This is a genomic window from Arthrobacter dokdonellae, assembly GCF_003268655.1.
Taxonomy (GTDB): Bacteria; Actinomycetota; Actinomycetes; order Actinomycetales; family Micrococcaceae; genus Specibacter; species Specibacter dokdonellae.
The window spans coordinates 3,974,080-4,000,614 of sequence record NZ_CP029642.1 but is presented as its reverse complement, the minus strand read 5'-3'; the positions used below and the strand labels follow the sequence as shown (position 1 = coordinate 4,000,614).

Annotated in this window: 21 protein-coding genes and 2 pseudogenes; 20 read left to right on the top strand and 3 right to left on the bottom strand. The window is 59.9% G+C overall.

Annotation, left to right across the window (positions count from 1 at the left end):
- Positions 1-90 precede the first annotated feature (90 nt).
- The 6 genes from DMB86_RS17855 to DMB86_RS17830 are packed head-to-tail and all read left to right on the top strand — an operon-like array spanning position 91 to position 6,404.
- Positions 91-1,152, top strand: a complete 1,062-nt coding sequence (locus tag DMB86_RS17855) for a substrate-binding domain-containing protein (protein WP_113718965.1) — start codon at positions 91-93, stop codon at positions 1,150-1,152.
- Between the two features lie 34 nt (positions 1,153-1,186).
- Positions 1,187-2,689: a sugar ABC transporter ATP-binding protein gene (locus DMB86_RS17850; RefSeq protein WP_171814548.1), complete on the top strand. Its 1,503-nt coding sequence runs from the start codon at positions 1,187-1,189 to the stop codon at positions 2,687-2,689.
- Complete coding sequence (locus DMB86_RS17845; RefSeq protein WP_171814547.1) at positions 2,686-3,735, top strand: ABC transporter permease; 1,050 nt, start codon at positions 2,686-2,688, stop codon at positions 3,733-3,735. The genes DMB86_RS17850 and DMB86_RS17845 overlap by 4 nt, the downstream gene beginning before the upstream one ends.
- The gene (locus tag DMB86_RS17840; RefSeq protein WP_113718962.1) at positions 3,728-4,615 is read left to right on the top strand and encodes an NAD-dependent epimerase/dehydratase family protein; all 888 of its coding nucleotides are present in this window, start codon (positions 3,728-3,730) and stop codon (positions 4,613-4,615) included. Before DMB86_RS17845 ends, DMB86_RS17840 begins: the two co-directional genes overlap by 8 nt.
- Complete coding sequence (locus DMB86_RS17835) at positions 4,612-5,499, top strand: NAD(P)-dependent oxidoreductase (RefSeq protein ID WP_113718961.1); 888 nt, start codon at positions 4,612-4,614, stop codon at positions 5,497-5,499. The genes DMB86_RS17840 and DMB86_RS17835 overlap by 4 nt, the downstream gene beginning before the upstream one ends.
- Positions 5,496-6,404, top strand: coding sequence for an amidohydrolase family protein (locus DMB86_RS17830; protein ID WP_113718960.1), 909 nt, complete (start codon positions 5,496-5,498; stop codon positions 6,402-6,404). Before DMB86_RS17835 ends, DMB86_RS17830 begins: the two co-directional genes overlap by 4 nt.
- A gap of 552 nt (positions 6,405-6,956) precedes the next feature.
- Here DMB86_RS17830 and DMB86_RS17825 read toward each other — a convergent pair.
- Together DMB86_RS17825 and DMB86_RS17820 are read right to left on the bottom strand one after the other, a co-directional pair.
- Positions 6,957-7,181, bottom strand: a pseudogene (locus DMB86_RS17825) (sugar phosphate isomerase/epimerase); the annotation flags it as partial.
- A gap of 158 nt (positions 7,182-7,339) precedes the next feature.
- A complete protein-coding gene (locus DMB86_RS17820; RefSeq protein ID WP_113718959.1) occupies positions 7,340-7,774 on the bottom strand; it encodes a hypothetical protein in 435 nt (144 codons plus the stop codon).
- 153 nt (positions 7,775-7,927) lie between these two features.
- On the opposite strand from DMB86_RS17820, the gene DMB86_RS17815 reads away from it, so the two are divergent.
- The 10 genes and pseudogenes from DMB86_RS17815 (at position 7,928) to DMB86_RS17770 (ending at position 19,566) form a co-directional block, all read left to right on the top strand.
- Positions 7,928-8,320, top strand: coding sequence for a hypothetical protein (locus DMB86_RS17815; protein ID WP_113718958.1), 393 nt, complete (start codon positions 7,928-7,930; stop codon positions 8,318-8,320).
- A 5-nt stretch (positions 8,321-8,325) separates the two neighbouring features.
- Entirely contained in the window at positions 8,326-9,030 is a 705-nt protein-coding gene (locus tag DMB86_RS17810) for an RES domain-containing protein (RefSeq protein WP_171814546.1), read from the top strand.
- Positions 9,031-9,497: 467 nt separating this feature from the next.
- Complete coding sequence (locus DMB86_RS21555; RefSeq protein ID WP_113718956.1) at positions 9,498-9,800, top strand: cysteine hydrolase family protein; 303 nt, start codon at positions 9,498-9,500, stop codon at positions 9,798-9,800.
- A gap of 676 nt (positions 9,801-10,476) precedes the next feature.
- Positions 10,477-11,421: a LysR family transcriptional regulator gene (locus DMB86_RS17800; RefSeq protein ID WP_113718955.1), complete on the top strand. Its 945-nt coding sequence runs from the start codon at positions 10,477-10,479 to the stop codon at positions 11,419-11,421.
- A gap of 154 nt (positions 11,422-11,575) precedes the next feature.
- Entirely contained in the window at positions 11,576-13,030 is a 1,455-nt protein-coding gene (locus DMB86_RS17795; protein ID WP_113718954.1) for an MFS transporter, read from the top strand.
- A gap of 159 nt (positions 13,031-13,189) precedes the next feature.
- On the top strand, positions 13,190-14,104 hold the full coding sequence (kdgD, locus tag DMB86_RS17790) for a 5-dehydro-4-deoxyglucarate dehydratase (protein ID WP_113718953.1): 915 nt from the start codon (positions 13,190-13,192) through the stop codon (positions 14,102-14,104).
- 8 nt (positions 14,105-14,112) lie between these two features.
- A complete protein-coding gene (locus tag DMB86_RS17785; protein WP_113718952.1) occupies positions 14,113-15,711 on the top strand; it encodes an aldehyde dehydrogenase (NADP(+)) in 1,599 nt (532 codons plus the stop codon).
- Entirely contained in the window at positions 15,708-17,036 is a 1,329-nt protein-coding gene (locus DMB86_RS17780; RefSeq protein WP_113718951.1) for an enolase C-terminal domain-like protein, read from the top strand. The genes DMB86_RS17785 and DMB86_RS17780 overlap by 4 nt, the downstream gene beginning before the upstream one ends.
- 51 nt (positions 17,037-17,087) lie before the next feature.
- Entirely contained in the window at positions 17,088-18,215 is a 1,128-nt protein-coding gene (locus DMB86_RS17775; RefSeq protein WP_113718950.1) for an L-talarate/galactarate dehydratase, read from the top strand.
- A gap of 507 nt (positions 18,216-18,722) precedes the next feature.
- A pseudogene (locus DMB86_RS17770) lies at positions 18,723-19,566 on the top strand (IS5 family transposase).
- Positions 19,567-20,882: 1,316 nt separating this feature from the next.
- On the opposite strand, the gene DMB86_RS17765 reads toward DMB86_RS17770, so the two are convergent.
- Positions 20,883-21,251 (bottom strand): hypothetical protein, encoded by a 369-nt coding sequence (locus tag DMB86_RS17765; RefSeq protein WP_129545586.1) that lies wholly within the window; start codon positions 21,249-21,251, stop codon positions 20,883-20,885.
- A 553-nt stretch (positions 21,252-21,804) separates the two neighbouring features.
- Between DMB86_RS17765 and DMB86_RS17760 the strand changes: the two genes are divergently transcribed.
- The 4 genes from DMB86_RS17760 (at position 21,805) to DMB86_RS17745 (ending at position 26,526) form a co-directional block, all read left to right on the top strand.
- Positions 21,805-22,500, top strand: a complete 696-nt coding sequence (locus DMB86_RS17760) for a helix-turn-helix domain-containing protein (RefSeq protein ID WP_113718948.1) — start codon at positions 21,805-21,807, stop codon at positions 22,498-22,500.
- Positions 22,497-23,282 (top strand): hypothetical protein, encoded by a 786-nt coding sequence (locus tag DMB86_RS17755; RefSeq protein WP_129545585.1) that lies wholly within the window; start codon positions 22,497-22,499, stop codon positions 23,280-23,282. Before DMB86_RS17760 ends, DMB86_RS17755 begins: the two co-directional genes overlap by 4 nt.
- Positions 23,283-24,362: 1,080 nt before the next feature.
- Entirely contained in the window at positions 24,363-25,529 is a 1,167-nt protein-coding gene (locus tag DMB86_RS17750) for an ROK family transcriptional regulator (protein ID WP_171814545.1), read from the top strand.
- Positions 25,530-25,791: 262 nt separating this feature from the next.
- A complete protein-coding gene (locus tag DMB86_RS17745) occupies positions 25,792-26,526 on the top strand; it encodes an ABC transporter permease (RefSeq protein ID WP_113718945.1) in 735 nt (244 codons plus the stop codon).
- Positions 26,527-26,535 lie beyond the last annotated feature (9 nt).

Here is a 26,535-nt window from a genome sequence, read left to right as displayed (position 1 = left end):
GTGGACAATCCGCCAGGAACCATCGCCCGGCAATATCGGGCGTACAGAGTCCTACCTGTACAAACCCTCCCAAGATGAAAAGAAACCCTAATGCAAAAACATATCCGCCCCATGGCCGCAGTAGCCATCGCCGCTGTGCTGGCCGGAGGAACTCTGAGCGCCTGTTCAGCGACGCCTGGGGGAACTTCGACCAGCTCTGGCTCGAAAAACATCGCCTCACTGGTGACCGCCAATGCCAAGACGCCCCTTGATACCCTTCTGACTTCCCTCGGCCCTCCTAAAGCGGGCAAGGATGTCACTCTCTGCTATGTCACCAGGACCTTGTCCAACGAATTCTGGTCCTATGAGGTTCAAGGATTCAAAGCGCGTGCGGCACAGCTCGGTGTGAAAGCCAAGGTTTTCGCCGTAACGGACGAATCGTCCATCACGGAGCAACTGGACGCGGCCCAGAGCGCGGCCAAACAAGGTTGCAGTGCCATCCTTGCCTCACCGATTGCCGCGGATTCCTTGGATTCCGTCTTTGGCCCGGAAATCGCCAAGGGAGTGCCGGCCGTTGTGCTCAACGATGCCAAGGGCACCCTGCCCGGTGTCGTCTATGTCGGTCCGGACGCCTCAGACCTTGGCAAACTGGCTGCCGACTATATTGCACAGAAACTGCCCAGCGGGGGCAATGTTGCGATGATCGGCGGAGACCCCGGTTCATCCAATGCTGTTCAGCGCGGTAAAGGCTTCACAGCCGCATTGAAATCCCACCCGGACTTGAAACTCGTTGCGTCGCAGTCGATCACGAACTGGGACGTGACGCAGGCACAACAGGCGGCGGCCACCATGCTGACCGCGCACCCCGACATCAAGGCCTTCTACTCGCAGAACGATGATATGGGGCTGGGTGTTCAAACCGCGATCGCCAACGCCGGGCTGACGGGCAAGGTGGTACTCATTGGCAGTGACGGGATCCCGGAGGCGAAGAAACAGATCGCGGCGGGCAAATACACGGCAACTTGTAGCGAGCGGCCGGTTACCGAGGGTGGGGCCGGCGTAGATGCTGCGCTGTGGCTCCTTGCCGGCAAGACGGTGCCTGCCTGGGTCAACGTCCCGGGGTTCATTATCGATTCGAGCAACGTCGCCAAGTACCCGACCGGCATGCCGTGATAAAAGTTCCTCCATCCAGCCAAGGACACAAGCCATGAATTCAACATTGCTCTCGATCGAGAACATTGCGAAGTCTTTCCCGGGTGTGCGGGCGTTGAACGATGTCACCTTCGAGCTTGCGCGAGGGGAGATCTGCACGCTTGCGGGGGAAAACGGCGCCGGCAAAAGCACGCTCCTTGGCATACTGGGCGGAGCGACCGCCCCCGATCATGGGACGGTAACGATCGACGGAGTCCGGCGCAGGCATTTCACCCCGCGCCGGGCTCTGGCCGAGGGCGTGATCATTGCCCAGCAGGAGCCTGCTGTCGTCCCGCAGCTCACTGTTGAACATAATCTCCTGTTGGGTCGCCCGCGCTCGGTGCGGCGCAACGCGAAGAAGTCGATTGCCTCAGCCCTTGAAGACCTTGAAGCAATGGGATTTCCGTTGGATCCCGGCTCACCCGTATCCAGGCTGAGCCCGGCGCAACGCCATGCACTGACGATTGCCCGGGCCTTTGCCTTCGATTCAAAGATTGTCGCCCTCGATGAACCCACGACAAGCATGCTCGAGCACAATGTCGAGCAGGTGCTTGCTCGTATCCGTGAGGTCGCAAGGGAGCGGCAACTGGGCATCATCTACGTTTCACACAAGATGCCTGAGGTGATGAGTGTCTCCGATTCCGTGGTGGTGCTCCGCGACGGACGAGTGGCATTCCGCTCGGCGATCGCGGAAACCACCGAACAGGAAATCGTGCGCAAGATGGTGGGACGGGAACTCCTGGCTTTCCAGCCGGAATCGTCGTTGACCGAAAACGCTGAGACCCTGTTCACCGCGACGGCAATCACGAACCCTTGGGGAGTCGGTCCGGTTGACATCTCCGTCAAGGCAGGCGAAGTGCTCGGGATCGCCGGGCTGGTCGGTTCAGGACGCACCGAACTCCTGCGCGCGATCGTGCGCGCAGACCATGGTTCAACCGGAACGGTCTCGATCGGGGGTAAACGCAGAACGATCCGCAACCCGCGCGACAGCCGCAAGGCGGGGATCGCTTTCATTCCGGAGGAGCGCAAGCGTCAAGGGCTTGTCCTGCAAATCCCCGCATATCTCAATATTGCGATGACTGCAGGACGACAGCTCAACACTCTCGGGCTGTTCTCCAGCAAACGCAAACAAATCGAGATTGCAAAAAAGGTCACCGAAGAAATGTCGCTGCGACCTGCCAACGTGCTTTTGAATGCACGCCAGTTCTCTGGTGGAAATCAGCAAAAGATCGTCATCGCCAAATGGACATGGCTGAACGCCGCGGTCTACCTGTTCGACGAGCCGACCAAGGGCGTCGATGTCGGGGGAAAAGTGGAAATCTACGAGCTGATTGATCGACTGGCCGCACAGGGCAAAGCTGTCATCGTCGTCTCCTCCGACCTGCCCGAAATCATCTCACTATGCAATCGAGTTCTTGTCATGCGATCAGGAAACGTCGTCTCCAGCCACACGGGTGTGGAAATCAACGAAGAATCTCTCGTGGCAAGCGCCATGGGAATCACGGAAGGAAAGTCATGACAGGCACCCGCACTTCGGCGTCATGGAGGCAGAAGCTCAATCCGCAGGCCTTGGGAATCTATGTAGCTGCGGTCGTCATCTTCATTGTGTTCGGGCTGCTGAACCACACCTTCTTCGGGATCGGCAACCTGAGGGACATCGCGATATCGGCAAGCATCAACGCAATTATTGGGCTGGGCCTGACCTTCGTTATCATCACTGGCGGTATTGACCTTTCCGTCGGTTCCACGGCGAGCCTGGTTGGAATTGTCTCGGCCAACCTCATGGTCTCGGGCGAGACATCCCCCGTTGTCGCGATCGTGGTTGGAATCGTGCTGGGCATCGCCTGTGGAGTCGTCAACGGGGTCCTCATCACGGCGTTCCGGTTGCCACCGTTCATCGCGACCCTGGGCACCATGAGCGTCTATCAGGGCCTGGCATATTTGGTGACCAACGGTCTGGCCGTCTACGGCATCCCCCAACCGTTCATTGTCATGATCAACGGTTACGTCGGCTACATTCCGATCATGGTGATCATCGTCGTGGTGGTCGGTATCCTTAGCTGGCTGTTGCTGCGGAAGACCGTTGTTGGTGAAAACGTGATTGCCACAGGCGGCAGCGAGGAGACAGCTTGGCTTTCCGGAATCAGGATCTCCCGTGTGAAGATCACCGTGTACGCTCTCGCCGGCGGCCTCGCCGGACTTGCCGGTCTGATGCTCGTCGCACGGATCAATGCCGCGCAGAACGAAGGCGGCAGCCCCTATCTTCTCACCGCAATCGCTGCTGCCGTCATCGGCGGGGCAAATCTGATGGGCGGCGAGGGCCGCATCGCTGGAACGCTCGTCGGCGCCCTGATCCTCGGCGCGCTCACCAACGGGCTCGTCCTGCTCAACGTTCCAAGCTTCTACGAACAGATTGTCATTGGCTTGGTCGTGATCATCGCGGTTGGACTTGGCCAGGGAACCAAGGGGTGGCCGATGTTCAAACGCGGGGGACCACCTGCCGAAAAATCTCCTGCAGAACAACCCTCGACCGCCGACGAACCTCAGGCGGCAACGAATGAGTGAAAAGCCACGAGTCCTCGTCACCGGAGGAACAGGCCTCATCGGGACCGCAGTCGTGCGGCTCCTGCAAGACCAAGGGAACGAGGCCGTCATCTTCGACCTCGCCGGGGAGGACAAGGTGAGGGTCGGGGACGTGCGCGACCTGGCCGCGGTCACAGACGCAGCTGACGGCTGTGAAGTCGTCGTGCACCTCGCCGGCATTGCCGGACCCGAGCTGGCTGAACCAAGCCACGGCTACGACATCAACGCGCATGGAACGTTCACGGTCTTTCAAGCCGCGGTGAACGCCGGAGCACGCAAGATCGTCTACGCCTCCAGCATCAACGCCAACGGACTGCCCCTGGGCTCGGAAGCCGTGCTGCCCAGCCACTACCCCTATGACGAGTATGAGACCACGCGCATCGCAGACTGGTACTCACTTTCCAAGGTAGCCAATGAAGATGCGGCCCATATGATCTCAACCCGCCACGGCATCCAGATGACAGGCATCCGGTTTCCGCTCGTACGGGACATCACGGAAAAGCAGGGCAAGACCTTCGCGGCACACATCCGCAGCGTCATGGACACCGCGCCCGCACGTGCCGCCGCTGAGGGATGGAGCTATCTCCACGTCGAGGATGCCGCCCGTGCAGTGATCAATGCAATCGAGGCCAGAACCCCCCCGGCACCAGGCATACTCGTCGCGGCCCCAACAACATTCCTGGAGGTCGACACGGCAGAAGCCATCGCAAGGGACGCGCCAGGTGTACCATCCACGGTTGCCGGCCGCGATGTCGGACTGGACCTGGGTAGATCGGCTGACTGGTTGGGCTTTGAAGCAACGACAACCCTCGAACGGGTGGCACCCCACGCAATTATTTCACGGCGGGAGTGGGAAGCATGAACCTCCCCGCCACCGATATTTCCGTAATCGGCCTTGGCCCGATGGGGCACCCCATCGCACGAAGGCTCGTCGAGAGTTACGGCGCCATCACGGTGTGGAACCGTACCGCGGCAGTCGCCGCCGATTTCCTCACATGGGGAGCAAACGTAGCACCAACCGTGGCAGAGGCCGCCCGGCCCGTGGTGGTCACCGTTCTGCCGGACCTGCCACAAGTGCAAGCACTGACCGGGGCACTAAGGGAAGGATGGGCAGCACGCGGGATCACCGAGCCCATTCTTATCGTCCACGGCACCGTATCACCAGTAGCCGTCGCGGACTTCGCCGAGCAACTCAGGGACGAAGGAATCCGAGTCATCGATGCACCCGTCAGTGGTGGGACCATTGGCGCGGCAGAGGGACGGCTGAGCATCATGGTAGGTGGCGACGCCCGAGCGGCCGCCACCCTTGAACCCATATTCGCCCGGTACGGGACCACCGTGCGCTATCTTGGGCCAAGCGGCAGCGGCGCGCTTGCCAAAATGTGCAACCAGATAGTCGTCGCCGCGACCGTCTCCGCGCTGGCCGAAGCGAGCATCCTGGCCCGGCACGGTGGGCTGGATCTTCCCGTGGTCTTTGACCTACTCGGCGGTGGGCTCGCGAATTCCGAGGTGCTCCAACAGAAACGCACCCGCCTTCTGGAGAACGATTTCGCCGGCGGGGGAAGCGCTGACAACCAGCTAAAGGACCTGCGCTACATCGCAGAGTCTGCCGAGAACCTGGGCCTCCACCTGCCCGTGTCCGAAGCCGTCGCGGCGCTATACCAGCGCATGATTGATGAGGGCCAAGGCGCAGACGACCATTCGGGAGTGATACGCACGCTGGAAAACCTGGCAGAAACCCCATGACATTCAAACTTATCGACGCACACCACCACCTCGCCGACCTCTCCAGATCCTACCCGTGGCTCGAACAGACCGGACCCTACCCCTACCACGGCGATGACAGCCCGATCCGGCACAGCTACCTCCTCGAGGACTATCTCTCCGACGTAAACGGGCTGACACTTTTAGGATCCGTACATATAGAGAACGGCGCCGCCGACCCACGCGCGGAAACGGCTTGGATCGACACGCTCGCGACTGAGGCCGGGATCCCATCCGTGCAGGTCAGCAAAGTCGATCTCCTCAGTCCTGACGCAAGTGCTCAACTCGAATACCATGCCTCCTTCCCCTCGGTGCGGGGAATAAGACACATCCTGAACTGGCACGAGAACCCCCGGTACACGCACACCAGCAGCAACACGATCATGTCCGACCCCCGCTGGGTCAGGAACTTTGCCCGCCTGGCACCGCTCGGACTTTCCTTTGACCTCCAGGTGTTCCCCTCACAGCTCGCCGAAGCTGCAGCCCTTGCCGCCTCACACCCAGAGACCACAATCATCCTGGATCATGCCGGCATGCCCATCGGCCGCGATGCCGCCTCAATCCATGCCTGGCGTGAAGGCATGCGAACGATGGCAGCCCAGCCCAATGTCGTCGTCAAAATATCCGCCCTGGGGACTAACGACCACCACTGGACCGTCAACTCGCTGCGCCCCTTCATTCTCGACACCCTGGAAATCTTCGGCCCAGAACGCAGCATGTTCGGAAGCAACTTTCCCGTCGACAGCCTCTATTCAACCTATGCCCAACTCATCGAAGCCTACGATCAAATCACCTCTGTTCTCTCCGAGGACGAACGTCAAGCCTTCTTCGCCAGAACTGCCGCGCGCACATACCGGATCCCCGGCGAGTGGGATCTTTCCGATTAGCAGCGCGCCAATCCTCAGCGTCCGTCAGCTAGGCCCGACATTCAATCAGCTAGTCCCCGTAGGGGTGAGCCGCAGCAATAAATGCGCCAGCGTTTTTGCAACGCTGCATGGCAGCGGTCATGGCACTTCCGGAGGAGCTCGCGCCGCGGATCTGCGACGAGACACCGAACGGTCGCAGCACCACCATAAAGTGCCGGAATCCACAGCCGATTTTTTGCGGCAAGACACCATTCCGCGGCGGTCTGTCAGCGGCTGCCTCACCGGATGCTCGATTTAAGCCGTTCTCGAAATCCTTCGTTATTGGGAGGGCCTATCCGCCGGAAAATGGTGTGCCGTGAACTGCCAGCGTTGTCTCTTCGCTCAGGCAGCCGCCCCCACAGTGTCAGGCTGGGATGTTGCCGTGGGGAGAGCAGGTCCGTTTGATCGCATGGGGTGCACGCACCTTGCTCGTGCCCGTCGGTGCCCTGCAGGCTGGGGCCGGGCCACTCATACAGGAACCCATGCCCAGCCTGCAGCTCACGGGAGTCAGTCTGGTGACTCGGCCGTTGGTTGATCGTCGAAGACGTCCATGATGGGGGTCCAGCGGTCGGCGAAGTCCTGGTAGCCGGCGTCAATCACCGATTCCGGGACGGGCGGGAACACGGCCACGTACTGCCAGATTAAGGAAGCGGTGAACCCGACAACGGTCTTCATGTCCAGGGCCCGGGCGAGGCTCGCGGTCAGCTTCATCTCCTCCGCTGCGCGCTGGCACACGCCCTCGGGGTCGCCGTTGCCCCAAGGGCACTGTTGAGCTGGCGGACAATCTCGCGGATGCCCAGCCGCGCCGTGCCGCCACAGGCCGTTCCGACGTCAACGAAAACACCATGATTGGTGGCGCTCCTCACCTTTATCTTCGATCCTAAAAGGCCCGGACAGCTACCAAAAACCACTAAAAATCACACCTGGTTCCGGCGGCGCGGTGCAGGGGTTGGGTGGTGCAAGGGTTGGCCGGGGGTGTCCGGAGGCCCGTGAATGAGTTCACGGGTGGCGTTCCATTGGTCCCGTTCGGCCGCGGTGGCGGGCCGGGACCTGGCCGTGAGATGGTCCTGGGGGTGCTCCAGCGCCGTGGACCACGGGCCGCGGGCCTCTTCAAGGGTGCCCAGTGGTTCGGTGTTCGTGGCCGCTACGACCTGGGAGATCCTGCCCGGGCTGCGCCCGGTCACCGCGGCCAGCAGGGTCTGGCGCACCCCGTACCGGGCGGCCAGTGCAACGGCCTGGCGTTCATATTCCTCCACGTCGGCCAGCTGTTTGGCCAGTGCCGCCCGGTGCCGGGCCAGCGCCCACGCATAGTGGGCGAGCGACTCCTGGTCTTCCGTCAACTTCCTCACCATGATATAAATGTATCATGATTAAAAGACTTTAGATAGGTATAGTTTCTTTACTTGACATAATCATTATTATCGACGGTAACTTGTGATATCAAGTGTGATTTGAACTGTCATTTGCCCCTTGATTACACGTACGGCGTGTGAAACCATGGACGTATGGCAGCAGTAACAGCACCCCGCGGCGGTTTGAAGGCACATCAGGACTCGGTCCGGCTTCCAGGACCCGAGCTGATCCGTGACTTGCGGGATCTGCTGGGCGCCAAATTGGTGGCATACCTCGGCTCTGTGAAGGAAACCCGTGCCGTACGGCAATGGGCCGATGGCGAGCGTGAGCCTTCCGGTGACGTCATGACCAGGCTGCGCACCGCCTACCATGTAGCTGCACTGCTGGCCGAGCGGGATTCCCGGGCCGTAGTGCAGGCCTGGTTCCAGGGCATGAACCCCCAACTTGAGGACATTCCCCCGGCTAGGCTGCTGCGTGAGGGAATGATCGATGACGCCGGACCCGCAGTTTTGGCCGCCGCCCGGGCCTTCACATCGGCGGGCTAACGGCCGTGAATTCACCTGAACTGACCGCGGCCAACATCCGCGGCACGGTCTGGCGCGTCGGCTTCAGCCCGGAACCATGGGCCTGGAGTGGCTGGGAATGGGCCACCGACGGCCGGTTCCCCGGCCGCTGGGACGACCTCAACGGAAACTTTCGCACCGTGTACGCCGGGTCAAGCCTGCTGGGCTGCCTTCTGGAAGTCCTTGCCGGTTTCCGCAAGGACACCAGGCTGGGTCTCGAACTGGCCGCCATTGAAGTAGACGACGAAGACAAGGTCCTTCACCCCAGCCTTGCGCCGGGCCTGGTCCCGCGGGAATGGCTGGATGAACGCACGGCGGCCTCGGCAGACCTGGTCGGCACCTTTTGCGCCGTCACGTCCTCCGGTACCGTCGCGGCCCTGTATCCTCGATTCATTGGCATGGCGCTGAGCCTGAACCTGGCGGATTTTGACGCTGCCGCCCTCAAGGATGCCAGGCCCAGACTGCTGACCCAGGCCATTGCCGCCTTCATTTACGACACCGGGGAGTTCGACGGCATCCAGTTCGCCTCCCGCCACGGCGATGACCTACTGCTATGGGCGGTCTTTGAACAACCCGGAGACGCGGCCATCAGCCCCAGGATCACCAACATCACCGCCCATGACCTTGGTGTCAATAGCCGGGACATCCTCGAAGCATTCAGAATCCTAGGCCTGGAATGGGAAGAAGAGTAGCCGAGGTTCCAAATCGGTTCGCGTCTGATCGGGGATCCTCATGCAACTTCACGGATGATCAGACGCGGGCTTGATTGTCGGCGGGGTTAAGCCACGGGAATTGCACTTGATGCGAGTCCCGCTGGTCGAGTCCGTGCGCGAGACCCATCAATTCACGAGTCTCTGCCTAGTATCCGGATTTCCCTAGATTGCAGAACGGGGGTGTTCGGCTCCTGAAGGATTGAACCGGCAGGCAGCGTTTGCCAAGACGGAGCCCGGTGTCCTTCCTTGAATGTCTGTGTCAGCTCTACGTGAATAGCGCTAGTCACATCATCAGAACGCTCTGTCAAGGGCCATAAGCTTCTCCCACCAGCTTCTGGCCTGGAGCCCATCTTCACACGCTTTATCCCCGACCCAGCCGAAAGAGGGTCGTGGTCCTCGTACTACGACCGCTGGCAAAGCATGCGTTTGGATCCCGCCGATCCCATATGGAACATCGAGCTTTCAGAGGTCGAGGCCCAGAACCCTATAGACCTTCCGACGTTCTCCAAATGGGGACAGCACTGGCGGACCGGATTCCCGTCGGAGACGAGATGGTGCTCACTGGCGTGGCAACCGACTGCTGCATACTCGCTACGGCCATGGGCGCCGCAGACGCAGGTCGATACGTCACCGTCCTAGAGGACGCCTGCGCCGGTCAGAACGACGCTGCGCATGACCAGCCCCTGAACCTTTTGGGGCTACTTTCGCCGATGATCAAGATAGTCAAAAGCGAAAGCCTCGTTAATTGAATGCCTGCAGCTTGAGTCCACCGAACGAATCTCCGGCCCGGAGAATGTGGTCCAGAATATTTTTCGTATGTTGCCGAAAGCTTCGCAGAGGGATCAATGATGACCACCGTCGAACGCACACGGTTTCGGCCGCTGTCGAAAACGGCCGCGCCACGCACCAGGGAGCTCTTGGGCCAGCCAAGCATCCGTAGTCGCTGAAGGGGCGCCGGAATCACCCCACGGTTACCCCACGGAAACGATCGAAAATGACCACATATGAGCACCTGCGGTTGGCGTGGAAATGCCCCAAAATCCGCGGAAACTCAAGGAATCAACAGCCAACCGAAACCGCCCAAAAGTGTCCTCCCCGGAGAGGAGGTCAGGAGTTCGAATCTCCTTAGCTCCACCCCGAAAGCCCTCTGACCTGCGGAAACGCTGGGTTGGGGGGCTTTTTGTTTGCCTGAAATGGGGCTTACCCCCCCGTTTACTCCGAGGATTGAACAGTGGATATTGGGAACTGGAGATAGTCCTTCGCTCCTTGGAACGTAGCCCGCCGCTAACGATGCGGAGGTTAACTATCCCGCATCGAGTTTGGGACAATTAACGAGACCGCTCAACCGGTCCTTGAAAGATCTGTCAACCCAAACTGCCAACCACGGGCAGGCCTGGCATCAAACTTCAATACTCGGAGTGCATCATGTTCACCTTTGACCAGTTGGCGGCCTTCATTGCCGTTGCTGAGGAGCTCCACTTTGGACGCGCGGCGGAGCGGCTCAACATGACCCAACCGCCGCTAAGCCGCCAGATCCAAAAATTGGAGAAAACAGTGGGCACTGCCTTGCTGGAGCGAAACAATCGCAAGGTTTCGCTCACTCATGCGGGCCTTGTGTTCTTGGATGAGGCCCGGCGACTGATGACATTGGCCAACCGAGCACCAGTGACGGCTCGGCGCATTGCTTCTGGCAGCTCCGGGATTTTGCGCGTTGGCTTTACGGCAACCAGCGGATTCAGCATTCTTGGCCCATTACTGGACGCCATTTCAACGCAAATACCAGATCTAGCCGTTGAGCTCTTTGAACAAGTCACGGGGGAGCAGATTCAAGGTTTGCAATCTGGCCAGTTGGACGTTGGCCTGGCGAGACCGCCATTCAACACGGACGAGTTCGATTCACGGCTGCTCTACCGGGAGCGCATGCTCCTTGCCGTTCCGTACGGCCACCCGCTGGCGAACTTGGGCCGGCCTCTGCAAGATGCTGATCTGAGAGCAGAGGCTTTGATTATGTATTCTCCCACGCAGGCGCGTTACTTCTACGACTTAGTGGTGCGAACGCTGCCTGTGCAGCATGGCAATGTGGTGTACTCGGTCAGCCAGATTCTCACCATGGTGTCACTGGTAGCAGCGAAGCGCGGGATAGCGTTCGTCCCCGAAGCGGCCAAAAAGCTTGGCGTGGAGGGTGTTGTGTTCCTGCCGTTGGCTAGGTCTTACGGCCAGCCCGTGGAATTGCACGCAATCTGGATCAAGAACGTCACTAACCCCGCACTGAAGCGGCTGCTGCAGGATTTTGAATTCAGCACTTCTGGTGATCAGTGGCAGAAAGACAACGACCTTAGCTCTGACACGAGCGAGAAAACAATACCTTAAGTGCATCGAACCATACATTAATCGACTTGGACGTGCATCACTTTCGCGACTTAGTGTTTAGGCAGCCAGTATGTGTTCTGGCTCACGAAGTCTGAAACCAGGACCAGCAGAACGCTGACAAGTCTGGAGAGATTTCCCTAGAGAAGGAACGTCGATGCCCGAGCCAAAATTTGATTCAATTGTAGAAGCCGGAGCCGCAGCGTCGCGGCCCGACCAGCCAGCCAACACGGAAGCACGCCCGTTTTCCGGCCACCCGGCCCGACGACCTAAGGCCAAGTCTCATACGCGCTTCTTGGTACTCGGGCTGATCTTCTTCATCACTGTGGTCAACTATGCTGACCGCAGCAGCATGTCCATTGCCGGTCATGACATGTCCAAGGCATTGGGAATGACAAGCGTCCAATTGGGCTTTGTTTTCTCTGCATTCAGCTGGGCTTATGTTGTTAGCCAGCTTCCTGGCGGCTACTTGCTGGACAAGTTTGGGGCCAAGAAGGTATACGGCTGGAGCCTGACTCTGTGGTCGCTGGTGACATTGGCGGTAGGTTTTGTCGGGTTGATTTCCACACCTGTCCTGATCTCTGTGACCGTTCTCTTCACCCTCAGGTTGCTGCTTGGAGTTGTGGAGGCGCCGGCATTTCCCGCCAACGCTCGAATTGCTACGATGTGGTTTCCAACCAAGGAGCGGGGGCGGGCGGCCGCGATTTTCAATTCGGCGCAATATTTGGCTACGGCCATGTTCGCGCCGTTGCTGGGTTGGATGACTTTTACTTTTGGCTGGCGTTTTGGCTTCTTCGCTCTGAGTCTGCTGGGCATCATCATGGCTGTTGTCTGGTTCGGGTGGATGAACGTCCCGTCGAAGCACAAGCGTGTCACTGCCGCCGAAATTGCGATCATCCGCGATGGAGGTGGTCTTGTCGATTTGGATGAGTCCGAGACGCTCAAATCCAAGCGCGTGCCCGTCACCAGGGCGCAGTTTGCCCAACTTTTTACCAGCCGCATGTTCTGGGGCCTGTATGTTGCCCAGTATGCGATTAACGCTCTGACCTACTTCTTCATTACCTGGTTCCCCATTTATCTGGTAAGCAGCCGCCATCTGAACATTCTGCAAGCAGGCTTCGTGGCAGCGATTCCGGCCCTGATGGGCTTCGCCGGCGGCATGCTGGGTGGCTTCGTTTCGGACTGGATGCTCCGAAGGGGTGTCTCTCTCACTGCAGCCCGCAAGATTCCCTCGGTGATTGGAATGGTCTTAGCCATGCTGATCATGTTGTGCCCGTTCACTAACAGCACGCCGCTCATCGTCCTGTTGATGACCGCGGCGTTCTTCGGAAAGGGTTTCGCGGCTTTGGGTTGGGCCTTTGCCACAGATATGGCACCAAAAGAGGCCAACAGTGTCTCGGCAGCCATTATGAACGCCATTGGCAATATTGCCGGAATTGTTACTCCAATTGTGATCGGCTTTATTATCGCTGCCACTGGCAAGTTTGACATCGCGCTATGGTTCGTAGGCGCACATGGGGCCCTTGCTTTGGTCGGCTACGTGATCATGGGGCGAGTCAAGCGCCTGGAATTCAAGCCTGGTACGGCCACTTCGACTTCAGTTCCCGTTTAGCACCTGGCGAACCGTCAGCAATTACTTTGTGATGCCTTGTGGGTATCGCTGGATATAAATATGCACTTGGACAGGCATCAATCACTCCGCCTAGTCTGAAACTAATTCCCCCCAAAAATGCGGTTTCCACCAGCGGCACTAAATGTAAGGAACACCCCCGTGGCAACGTACGCTCCACAAGAACTGGCAACCATCCTCAAGGACGGCCTGCTCTCATTCCCTGTTACTTCCTTCAATAACGAATTGGCGTTCGACGAAGAAAATTACCGCAAGCACCTCTCTTGGCAGGCGAGTTTTCCTGTTGGTGGACTGTTTGCCGCTGGTGGAACCGGCGAGGGATTCTCGCTCACTCCAGCGGAGTCCACACGAGTGGTGCGGACAGCCGTTGAGGAAGTGGGCAAGACGGTTCCCGTTCTTGCCTCAGCTGGCGGCTCAACAGCTCAGGCTGTAGAAAACGCGAAGGCTGCCGAGGCTGCCGGTGCCGAGGGGATCCTGCTGTTGCCGCCGTACCTGACGGAGGCTGATCAGCAAGGGCTCACAGCTCACGTCAGCGCCGTGTGCCAGGCAACCAGCTTGGGCGTGATTATCTACAACCGGGCCAACGCCATCTACAAGGACACCACTGTGGAGACACTGGCGGACAAGCATGCCAACCTCATAGGGTTCAAGGACGGCGTGGGCGACATTGAGCACGATGCCAGGGTCTACGCGAAGTTGGGCGACAGGCTGTTTTACCTGGGCGGGCTTCCCACTGCTGAGACGTTTGCCTTGCCGCTTATGCAGTTGGGTATGAGCACATACTCCAGCGCCATGTACAACTTTGTTCCCGAATTTGCATTGGATTTTTACCAAGATGTGCGCAATCTTGACCGAGTGGCCGTGAACAAAAAGCTCAACGATTTTGTGATCCCTTATCTCGATATTCGGGACAGGGTGAAGGGGTACGGCGTTTCCATTATCAAGGCTGGACTGGAAGTAATCGGCCGGCCCGCGGGCGGCGTACGTCCGCCACTTCAAGATTTGGCGCCACAGGATCTTGAAGACCTCAAAGCGCTCATCTCCACCATCGCTTAGGAGCTTCCATGACACTCACAGGTCATTCGATTATTGCCGGGCACGCCGTGCACGGGCTAGGGGGCACCACCTCTGGCATTGATCCATCAACAAATGAGCCGTTGATACCCGAGTTCACGTTGATCGCTGCGGAACAGCTACCTGAAGCAACTCAAGCTGCCGCAGATGCATTTCCGTCCTTCAGCAAATTGGAGCCGGAATTACGTGCCCGGTTTCTGGAGTCGATCGCGGACAACATTGAGGCCATTGGTGACGACCTCATTGACCGGGCATGTCAGGAAAGCGGACTGCCCGAGGCACGCATTCGTGGCGAGCGTGCGCGTACGACCGGCCAGCTTCGACTTTTTGCGCAGGTCGTTCGGCAAGGTGACTTCCTTGGGGTGCGGATAGATCCGGCACTTGCCGAACGCACGCCGGTGCCACGGGTAGACATCCGTCAGCAGCAAATCCCTTTGGGGCCAGTCGCCGTCTTTGGTGCCAGCAACTTCCCGCTCGCTTTCTCCACGGCTGGAGGCGACACGGCCTCCGCCTTTGCGGCCGGCTGTCCCGTTGTGTTCAAGGCGCACAACGCGCATCCTGGAACTGGTGAATTGGTGGGCCACGCCATTACCAAAGCCGTTGCAGACAACAGCCTGCACCCGGGCGTGTTTTCCTTGGTCTACGGCCCTGGGAGCAGCATCGGCCAGAAGTTGGTAAAGGATTCGCGCATCAAGGCCGTTGGTTTCACCGGCTCCCGCTCTGGCGGAACAGCACTGATGCGCACAGCTGCCGAACGATCGGAGCCGATCCCGGTCTATGCGGAGATGAGCTCGTTGAATCCCGTGTATGTGTTCCCCGGTGCCTTAACGGTCGACGTCGATGCCTTGGCGAGTGCCTACGTCACCGCCGTGACGGGTAGCTCTGGCCAACTTTGCACCGCACCCGGTTTGCTCTTCGTCCCTGAGGGTGAGGCTGGAGATCAGCTTGCGACCGCCGTCGCCCGTGCAATTTCTGCTTGCAGTGGCCAAACCATGCTTACCCCGGGCATCGCCGGTGCCTGGACCTCTGGCGCCACTACCTTGGAAGGCACGGCGGCTGTTGATGTTTTGGGCAGAGGCTCGGACGGGCTTTCCGCCAACTCACCTGCACCGATAATCTTTGGCACTCGGATGGCTGACTTCTTAAGCGAGCCGGTTATGCATGAGGAGATTTTTGGTGCAGCAAGCCTGATGATTCGATACACCACCATTGATCAGTTGATCGACGCCACTACCAAGCTTGAAGGCCAATTAACTGCATCCCTGCAACTCACTGGGGCGGACTACGCAGGCGCGGCGCCATTGATCCCCGTGCTGGAACAAAAAGTTGGTCGGATCATTGTGAACGGCTGGCCCACCGGAGTGGAAGTTGGGCACGCAATGGTCCATGGCGGACCGTTCCCTGCCACGTCAGATGCCCGCACCACATCCGTGGGTACGCTGGCCATCAACCGTTTCCTGCGGCCAGTGGCGTACCAAAACCTACCTGCGGAACTGCTCCCAGCGTCCCTGCAGACCGACAACCCGTGGCAGCTGAACCGGCGGATTGACGGTGTCCTGGCCCGGGCTGGGGAAGAGGCTGACGCATGAGCGGCCAACCAACCATCGCTCACATAGAGGTGGTCCCAGTAGCTGGCAGGGACAGCATGCTACTGAACCTCTCCGGCGCGCACGGCCCATTTTTCACACGCAACATTGCCGTGATTACTGACTCGGACGGCAGAACCGGCCTAGGAGAAGTGCCCGGCGGCGAGAAGATCCGCAACACCATTGACGCCGCCTCTGACCTGCTCCTTGGGCAGCCTGTAGCGAGGTATCGATCACTGCTGCGCACGGTCGCCGCCGCATTTGCGGATCGGGATGCCGACGGCCGTGGAATGCAGACCTTTGATCAACGCACCGCCATTCATGCCGTCACCGCCGTGGAATCCGCACTCCTGGATCTGCACGGCCAGTTCCTGGGTGTCCCCGTCGCTGAGCTCTTGGGAGAGGGACAACAGCGGGATTCAGTACCCATGCTGGGCTACCTCTTCTACGTAGGCGACTGCACCAAGACGGATCTCCCGTACCTCGTGGAGGACAATCCAGCCGACAGCTGGGAGTCCTTGCGGCGGCAGGAAGCGCTCACCCCCGAAGGCATCGTTGCATTGGCGGAGGCTGCCCAGGAACGCTACGGCTTCAGCGATTTCAAGCTCAAAGGGGGAGTTTTGTCCGGCGACGCCGAGGTTGATGCTGTGACCGCTTTGGCCCTGCGATTCCCTGATGCGCGAATCACCTTGGATCCCAATGGTGGATGGCTTCTGGATGAAGCGATTCGTTTGGGTAAGCGCATGGCCGGAGTGGTCGCCTACGCTGAGGATCCGTGCGGGGCCGAGGGTGAGTTCTCGGGCCGCGAGGTGATGGCGGCGTTCCGCCGGGCTACGGGGTTGAAGACCGCTACCAATATGATCGCCACCGATTGGCGCGAGATGGCCGCCGCCATCCGGAGCAATGCCGTGGATATTCCCTTGGCTGATCCGCACTTTTGGACCATGCATGGCTCAGTCCGCGTGGCTCAGGTGTGCAACGATTTTGGCTTGACTTGGGGATCGCACTCCAACAACCACTTCGATATCTCACTGGCCATGTTCACCCACACCGGGGCTGCTGCACCAGGAGAAATTACGGCGCTCGATACCCACTGGATCTGGCAGGACGGCCAAGGGCTGACGAAGGACCCATTGAAAATTCACGACGGCGCCATCAAGGTCCCCAAGCTACCAGGCCTGGGCATCACCTTGGACCGCGAAGCCGTAGAAGCCGCTCACCAACTGTATTTAGAACACGGTTTGAATGATCGAAATGACGCGATTTCCATGGCCTATCTGGTGGACGACTGGAAATTCGACCCCAAACGGCCAGCACTAGTGCGCTGACTTATTGACCAATTTCTCGGGCACAGTTGCCCCCAACAAAGGAGAACCCCCATGGCTAATCCAGACACGATCCGCCACGTAAAACTTTCCACAGCACGGCTCCCGCTCAGCGTGCCCATCAGCGACGCAAAGGTGTTCACCGGCAGGCAGAAACCGATGACGGAAGTAGTATTCCTTTTCGCCGAAATCACCACGCAGCAGGGCCACACCGGGATCGGGTTCAGTTACTCCAAACGAGCCGGTGGACCCGCACAGTACGCGCACGCCATAGAAGTTGCCGAGGGCATCATCGGAGAAGATCCCAACGATATTGCCAAGTTGTATACCAAGCTCCTCTGGGCGGGCGCGTCAGTGGGGCGTTCCGGTGTTGCGACACAGGCGTTGGCCGCGATTGACATTGCCCTCTACGACCTCAAGTCCAAGCGGGCAGGGCTGTCCCTAGCGAAATTTCTCGGTTCCTACAGGGATTCCGTGCAGACGTACAACACGTCCGGCGGCTTCCTCAATGCCTCCCTGGACGAGGTCAAAGAACGTGCCACGCAATCCCTGGCAGAAGGCATTGGAGGCATCAAGATCAAAGTTGGTCTGCCTGAATCCTCCGAAGATCTGCGCCGCGTTGCGGCCATTCGCGAACATATCGGCCCCAACGTGCCCCTGATGGTGGATGCCAACCAGCAGTGGGACCGTGCAACAGCCCTCCGCATGGGCCGGGCGCTAGAGCAATTCAATCTGGTGTGGATTGAAGAGCCACTGGACGCCTACGACTACGAGGGACACGCGCATCTTGCACACGTACTGGACACGCCGATTGCCACAGGTGAGATGTTAGCGTCGGTTGCCGAGCACAAAGGCCTCATTAATGCCAACAGCTGTGACATCATTCAGCCCGATGCCCCCAGGGTAGGCGGTATTACGCAGTTCCTTCGGCTCGCCGCTCTGGCTGACGAGCGCGGCCTTGGCTTGGCACCGCACTTCGCCATGGAAATCCACCTTCACCTCGCGGCGGCATACCCTCGCGAGCCTTGGGTGGAACACTTCGACTGGCTGGATCCACTCTTCAACGAACGCCTTGAGACTAAGGACGGCCGGATGATCGTTCCGGACCGCCCGGGCTTGGGTATCACCTTGAGTGAACAGGCCCGCGCGTGGACCACGGAATCCGTGGAGTTCGGCGAGTAAGTCGTTCTCAGGGCGTAGATCATCAAACATTGCTCCCTTGATCTAACTGGGGTCCCACTGTGCACATGCCAGAGCGGGACTCCACCGTCTCCCATCCACCTCCCCAGGGGAGTGGATCCTCACCTGCCACAACCTTGCGACGAAAGGCGGGACACGAGGCGCTCGAAATAGACAGCAAGACCAACAATTCGCCTAAAACCCCAAATAGCCACCCCCGGTGCGTGGGAATTGGGCGACTACGCGTACTTCGCGGGGCTGCTGTTGGGCATCGGGAGCCTGACTTCCCTCCTATATGTTCGTCATCACGATGGCCACTTCTGGGATGAGGAAGCTGCCGAGCAGGATGATTGGGAACGACGCGGACGAGCACAGTGACACCTACGACATGCCCCGCAATGCACTAGGGCGTGTCTCCTAACCAGTAGTTTCCGGGTTTGGCATAATTTTCGGGTGTCTTCTCGTTACTCTGTTTTGTCTGATGCCCAGTGGGAGTTCATTGCCCCGTTGATGCCGAGCTCGTCGGGGAAGGCTGGGCGGCCGTTCAATGACCACCGGCTCACGACGGAAGGCATCATTTACCGGTACCGGGCCGGGATTCCCTGGCGGGATCTGCCACCACATTTTGGTGCGTGGCAGTCGGTGTGGAAGCGTCACCGCCGCTACAGCCTGGACGGCACGTGGGACCAGGTCCTGGCCGCCTTGCTGACCCGTGCCGATGCGGTCGGGCTGATCAGCTGGGAAGTCTCGGTGGATTCCACGGTCAACCGCGCCCACCAGCACGGCACGAACCTGCCCCGCCACACAGGGGGACCTGTCGAATTACAAGAACCTGCTGGATGAGCCCGCCGACCATGCCATCGGCAAGTCCCGCGGCGGACTGACCACCAAGATCCACGCCCTGGTCGACGGCAACAAACGCCCGCTGGTGTTGCTGCTTGGCCCCGGCCAGAGCGGGGACGCGCCCATGTTTGAAAACCTCATGGAAGCGTTGAGAGTAGAGCGGGCAGGTCCCGGGCGGGCGCGAACCCGCCCGGACCGTGCCATGGCCGACAAGGCCTACTCCTCCAAAGGGATCCGCAGCTACCTGCGCACCCACGGCATCCAATGCGTGATCCCCGAGAAGGAAGACCAGAAAGCCAACCGCAAGCGCAAGGGATCCGTCGGCGGCCGGCCCGTCACCTACGACAAGGAAGCCTACAAACGCCGCAACGTCGTCGAGCGCAGCTTCAACACCCTGAAGCAATGGCGCGGACTGGCCACACGCTACGACAAACTCGCCCAAACCTACCGATCAGCCGCCGTCCTCCAAGCCGTCGTCATCTGGACCGCAGCATTAGGAGACACGCCCTAGCGGGATGAGTCCCCGGATGCTGAGATTTGCTGCCCAAAGAACCTCTATCGAGCAGCTTCTTTTTGACGTTCAGCCCGTCGTTCTTCCAATGCAGTCATTAGAGTTGGCCCATGGAAGAACGCAACGTCGGGCCCGCGGCCAAGCGTTACAACCGAATCGTCTGGATTGGCGCCTTGGCGTCCATCTTCATGGGTGGGCTAATAGCGATACCTCTTCGCCTCAGTCCATTCATCACATTGGGGGTTCCGGTACTCCTTCTATTGCTGGTGACCATACCCCTAGGCCAGGCGGCCGCTCGTGAACGCAAACGACGGCCAGACGGAGACTAGATAACCGTCATTCAAGCGCTTGAGACGTGGACCGTCTCTCAACAGGAACGCTTTGCGGGACACCTGTGTGCACTTGTCGGCTGGTCAGTCGTTGTGGGCGACAATTTCGAGGGCCCGGTTGTAGTTCTGCACGAGGGCTGGCGCTCCGAGGGACACGCGTCTTTGGGCCACAAGGATGACATCGATCGACGTTGTCGGAGTTATTCGGACTTCAGGACTGTCTTCGGTTGTCACGTGCCTGTCGCGGCATGAATGCTGTGGGTGAGTACGTCCCCGTAGAACATTCCAACCGCCCGGGACATCTGGTTAAGGGATGTCTTGTCGGCAGAGCTATCGATAAGGCTGTCGATGGCAGCAAGGCCATCCACTGACCGGTGAAGCTCTTGCCCTTGGGAATGGAGGTAGGCCCTCAGTTCGTCGTATCCTCCGACGTTCGTTGGTGCCGGCCCCGGAGGCACGGAGGATGCAGGCTTGTACTGGGCATATTGCCGGGGCATCCCGGCCGGAAGTGACTGCAGAGGTTCGTTGATGTCGCCAGCATGCGTCGTGCCCCGAGCTTACGTCGGGAGCCTGTAGGTTCTAGCGGATATCCCGTTGAAGGATCCTTTACCGGGCACTCGACGCTCCATCGACATCGCGGTCAAACTGTCGGTAGTGAATTTCCGGATAGTCAGCTTCCTTAGCTGTTCTTCCCCGTGAGGTTGTGTACGCGGGCTGAGGGGCTTGGCCGTCGAGCGGTCACTTCCTTCGGCGGACGACGTACAGCGCGACAAAGACCACGAACAGGGTGACAAAGACTGCGACTAAGGCGCCTGGGGTGATTCCCACTGCTGTCATCTCTCCTCAAACAAGTCGCTGAATCTCCCCTGGGTGCGGCGAAGACTCTGGTACGTGATGTCCAGCGCCGCGGGGACTTGTTCCTGACGGTACACCGACCCTATCGATTGCGGCTGCTGCCGCAGCCGCGCGCGGAGTGGGAGAGCGTGTCTAGATGACATGGTTGAGGTACAACGCGATCAGGAGGAATGAGGCGATGAGCACCCATACCGGTGTCAGGCCCCTGCGCGGGGCGACTTTCCTGATGGCGGTTGTCCGGCCGATGACATAGACCGTGGGCAGGAAGGCCCAGATCCAACGGAAAGGCCGTACGACCCCGACGCCGCGCAGCTTCCGCCAGTCCAGGTAGCCCAGAAGACCAGTGGCACCAAAGGAGATCACGGCAGAGAAAAGAACCACAGTGGCCGGTGTGACCGAGCCGGCGTGGAGGATCGCCGCTACCTTGCGCACGACGTCGCCGCGGGCAGCCAGGACAGGCACGGCAAGGAGCATCCAGATGTAAGGGGTGTACACGGACACGTGGGCTCCGAGCATAGGCCGGGGAAGCCGTAGTCCGGGGAACCGTGCGGCCAGCGGACTCTGGGTGCCGGTATCCCCTTCGGCTTCCCCGGCGCTGTCTCCCCATTTGGAGATTCCGGACCCGTAGGGATCCGCAGACCAGTCTCCCGGTGGGAGTCCTGGTTTCTGAGCCGTTGGATCCATCAGTCATCCTTTCCATTCCGGACGCTCGTTCAAGCGCTACGCCGTGATCAATTCTCCGATGCCTTCCCTTCACTGGGTGCCCCCGGCACGCCATGCCACGGGCTTTTTCGTGGCGTGGGGTGCAGACGAGGCAACCGCGGGGTGCAGGGCGAGGAAACAATGACACCGAACCCGTGTTGGCGACGGCCCAGGACCAGTGGACAAGTACCCTGAGACGCGGATTCTTGGGGTCATACCCGGAACTGCAAGGATGCGAGGAGAGCCAACTAAAGTGCTCGCGAAATAAGGCGACTACCTATTAGGCGAACGCTCTAGGTAGGTTCGATCGCCGCCCTTGCATATATGCAAGGCAGCTCGTAGGCTTGGTTGAATGGTTACTCCCACGGCGGCGTCGATCGTTAGCCGAATGCGCCTCAAGCGGCAGCTCAGTAAGACGGCATTTGCTGAGCTTATTGGCCTGCCTGCTTCTACGATCACCAGGATAGAGTCGGGATTGGTTGAGCCGACGTATGCGATGTTGCAGCGGATCGCTTCAGGAGCTGGTTTTCAGCTGACGGAAACTCTGTCTGATTCGGGCAGCGACCTGCCCTATGCGGTGGCCTTGGAGCGTATACACAATGCCACTGGTGCAGAGAGGCGACGGCTCCTTGGGAAACTGGCTCAGACCGCGAATCTGGCTCCTGTTGCCAAGAGGCCAGGTGTGCGCATCTTCGCCCTTGATTCTTCCCTCGCAGAGTTCCTCCGGCGGCTTGAAGCACAGGGTGCGAATCCTGTTGTTTCGTCATTGGAAGCTGTCTCGGGGGACGTTTCCCAGACTAGTTCCTTCACTCCCGTCGTGTATGTAGACAATCCTGAAAAGCTGACGGATTTTCCGGCGATGTCGCCTTCTGCCAAGGCAAGTGTTGTGGTGTTGCCGTCGACGGAGAGCGCACGCCGGTTCATGCGGAAGGTGAACGGCGTGGCTATGTTGAGTGCGGAGTGGGGGATGCTTGACGCTCTGGCTTCTCCGGGGCGCCAGGCCGATGTTGCGCTCAGCTTCCTGCCAGCGTTTGCCCAGGCAGCATGACCAATAATTCAGGGAATCCTCGCCGGCCGCGCATGGAAGATGCCCGGTTTGGGGCCGAACGCTCGAGACGGCTGCTGATCACGACCATTATTGCATTGGGTCCGTACGCAGAGGCACTGACCATTGTCGGTGCCCATGCGGTTCATGTTTGGGTCCAAAAGAAGTGGGGACCCATTGACATGGAATCGACACGGGACGGCGATCTTGTCATCGATCCGGTCTTTGTCGCGGAGGACCCCAAAATACTAGATCTCATGGCTTCAATTGGCTTGGAGCCTGCACGCGAGGAACGTCCAGGGATCTACGGGTATTCCAGCGAACGGGGACTGCCGTGGGAACGACGCACCACGGTGGATCTTCTGGTACCCGAAGGATATGCCGGCAAGCAGGGCCGAACGGCAAGGATTGTCGGGCAGGGCAAGGCAACGACCCGGGCTTACGGGTTGGAACTGGCGGTCCATGACCGTGTCCTCACGGAAATATCCACGATTGACGCTGAGCCCACAATTTCCGCCAAAGCCTATGTGGCAGGTCCCGCGGCGCTCCTGATTGCCAAGGCCCATAAAGTCCACGAACGGCTGGCTGAGGCGGATCGGCGTCCGGACAGACTACGACCGAAGGACTCCGGGGATATCGCCCTGCTGATGATGGTCACCGACGGCGCTGAAGTTGCCGAGGCTATGATGTTCCATGCACGAGCACACGCCGAGATCCGCAAGGTTGTCAACGAGGGAGCGAACCACCTCACTGCAATGTACGCAGAACGCAACGCTTGTCCGTGAGCATATGGTGGACAGGTTGGCCACACGATTCCAAGAACAGGATTTGCTCGCTGACGTGGACACTTGGCTGGACGCATTCTCCGCCAGATTCCAAACGATCGAAAGTAGCTAGCCAAGCCAGACTTGGGCATCTCCGGCTCTGCCAGTAGGCGAGCCATGCGGTACATGGCCACGCGCGTCCAAAACACTGGTGGGACACATGTGATGCTGAAGCCGTTGGCTGGCCTGCATGGGATTTTTTTGCTCAGAAGTCCCCGATGCGGCATCGAATATTTGGGGAGGATAACTCATCGGTCTAATACGGCAGTTGGCTGGAACCGACTCATTGGAAACTCCTTAAATTGGGCGACAATTGACGACTCTTCCGTACCATGTACGGTCCTGCTCCTGCAGCGGCAACGAGGGTCAGGAATGGCTTTCCATATCTCAAAACGGTGGATAGCGACGACCGCGGGGATAGTCGGTATGAACGATCTGAGGCCCTCGGCTGGTCATGGAGCGCGCTGAAACCCTTCGGCAGTTGGATCCATTGAGATCCAATGGCATCGGCCTGTCAAAACGCCGTTCGCAGCACTTATGTCCGGCTCGACAAGGCACGGGACCGCCCCACGGTTACCCCACGGAAACGATCGAAAATGACCACATAGGGGGACCTGCGGTTGGCGTGGAAATGCCCCAAAATCCGCGGAAACTCAAGGAATCAACAGCCAACCGAAACCGCCCAAAAGTGTCCTCCCCGGAGAGGAGGTCAGGAGTTCGAATCTCCTTAGCTCCACCCCGAAAGCCCTCTGACCTGCGGAAACGGCAGGTCGGGCGGCTTTGTGTTTGCCGAAAATGAGTCCCGTCCTGGCGGCCCATGCGGTCCAAGGCACGGTGAAAGTCGGAACTTCTGCATCGAGCGGTCACAAAAGAGCCGCCACCCGCGCGCCGAAGCCTACCGCTTCCAGAGAGCGCACCGCCCGAGGTCCACACGGCCACTCTTGCGGGACAAGGGACATTAAAGGCAATAGGCTTTACATAAGTTGCGTTGCGGGGCACCCTGAGCCGTGCCGCGCCAGCGTCGGAGAGATTGGAGCAACAATGGTGACACGTGACGACAACGCCCTTCAGGACGTGCGCCGCAGGCATGAGCTTCGCGTTTTGGAGTCGCTGGCGGCCCATGGCACCCGGACTCGCAGGGAACTGGAGGGCGACACGAAGCTCTCGCGCACCACGCTGTCTGCCATTGTGGGCGAACTGCGCCAGAGAGGCATCGTCACTGAGGGCGACCAGGAAAACCAGGGCACGGGTCGTAACGGCCGGCCCACCAAAGTCCTGCGGCTAGACCCTGGCGCGGGAGCAGCTGTCGGTGTTGAACTTGGACGGCGGCGGGTCAGCATCTCCGTGATCGGCTTTGACGGTTCGCATGTGGCAGGCACCCACCGGGAACTGCGGGAATCGATGGAGCTGGAGGAAAAAGTGCTCCTTGCTGCCGACATGCTCCGCACAATGGTCCGGCAGGGCCGCGTAGTTCCGGACGCCGTCGTGGGCATGGGGGTCGGCATAGCCGCCAGGCATGCGAATCCTCAGTCGCTATACGACGGCGACGCCCCCCAGCAGGATCCCCGCGGCGCAAGCCTTGCCCCGCTGCGGGAGGTGGTGGACGCACCCCTGCTGTGGGACAACAACATACGGCTGGCAGCCATGGCATACGGCAAGGCCGACGGGGACCTGCTGTACGTTGTGCTAGCCGCCGGCATCGGTTCGGCGGCAGTGGTCAACGGCACGCTCCTTCGAGGGGGTAACGGAATGGCCGGGGAGCTCGGGCACATTAGCGTTGACTTCGCCGGACCCGCCTGCTGGTGCGGACGCCGCGGCTGCCTTGAACAGTTCCTTAATGAGGCCAATGTCCTGGGCGAGGCGGCCAGGCGGGGTCAGGCTTTTGAGTCTGTTGCAGCCATAGCGGAAGCTGCGCGGGCTGGAAACCAGATCGCCGCAGGCCTAGCCGCTTGGGCCGGGGAACTGCTGGCGCGGGCCGTGGTCAGCGCCTGTGTCCTCCTGGACCCAAACCGGGTGGTGATTGCCGGGGAACTCTCGCAATTGGGGGAGGGGCTTCTCGCCCCTGTCCGGGCTGCGTTGGCCGAGCAGTCCCTGCATATGGGCCCGCGCATCATCGACGTCGCGGCCACGGTTTACGCCCCGACGGCGGGCAGCGACGGCGCGGCACACATGGCCCTCAAGCACTGGGCGATGGACGCAGCCCGTTAGGTGCCGAAGTGGAGGGTGCATTTCGCTCCGCGGCACGAATCGAAAAAAAGCGATTACGAAAGGTCTATTTACGTAAATAGTCTTGACGTTGAAGTGACGCACGACATATCTTTGATCCATGGCATCACCAGACTCCGTAGCAACGACCGGCACTCCGCTCGTCCCGAGGGGCCAATCGCTCCCTGCAGGATCCCCCGAAAATTCCCCCCTGCCGGCAAAGAAGCCGCGTAACAGCGGCAGTCGCAAGCTCAGCCGCAAGGTCATGCTTTCCATTAACCTTGCCTCTGTCGCGGCAGGCATCATCGGTTGGTGGCTGGTTTCGGCCATTGGCATTCAAGGCCTCCCCGGCCCTGTGGACGTAATCGAACGCGGTACGGAACTTATTGCTAACGGCACCCTTGCCGAGGACACCGGCGCCTCGCTCGCCCGTGTCCTGACGGGCTTCGCTCTCGGAAGTCTCCTGGCCATCCCCGTTGGCTTCCTCATGGGCTGGTACACCGTTGCCCGCGGCATCATTGAACCCTACGTCCAGTTCTTTCGCACGATCCCGCCCCTGGCCATCATTCCCCTGGCCATCGTCACCATGGGTATCGGAGAGGTGCCCAAGGTGTTCGTCATTTTCCTGGCGGCGTTCCTCTCCTGCGTCATTTCCACCTTCCAGGGCGTGGTCGGAGTTGAAAACACGCTGATAAACGCCGCCCGCGTCCTGGGCGCCAACAGTTTCACCGTCTTCATCCGCGTGGTGGTGCCGGCATCCTCGCCGTTCATCCTCGTCGGCATGCGGATCGGCCTCGGCGCCGCCTGGGCCACGGTGGTCGCCGCCGAACTGATCGCCGCACCCAACGGGTTGGGATTCCGCATGCAACAGGCCCAGCTCTACTACGACCTGCCCACCATCTTTGTCAGCCTCATCGCGATCGGCATTCTCGGCCTGGTCATGGACCGGCTTCTGCTATTGGTCGAAGCCCGACTGACCCGCTGGCAAGAACGCCGCTAAGGACCCCAC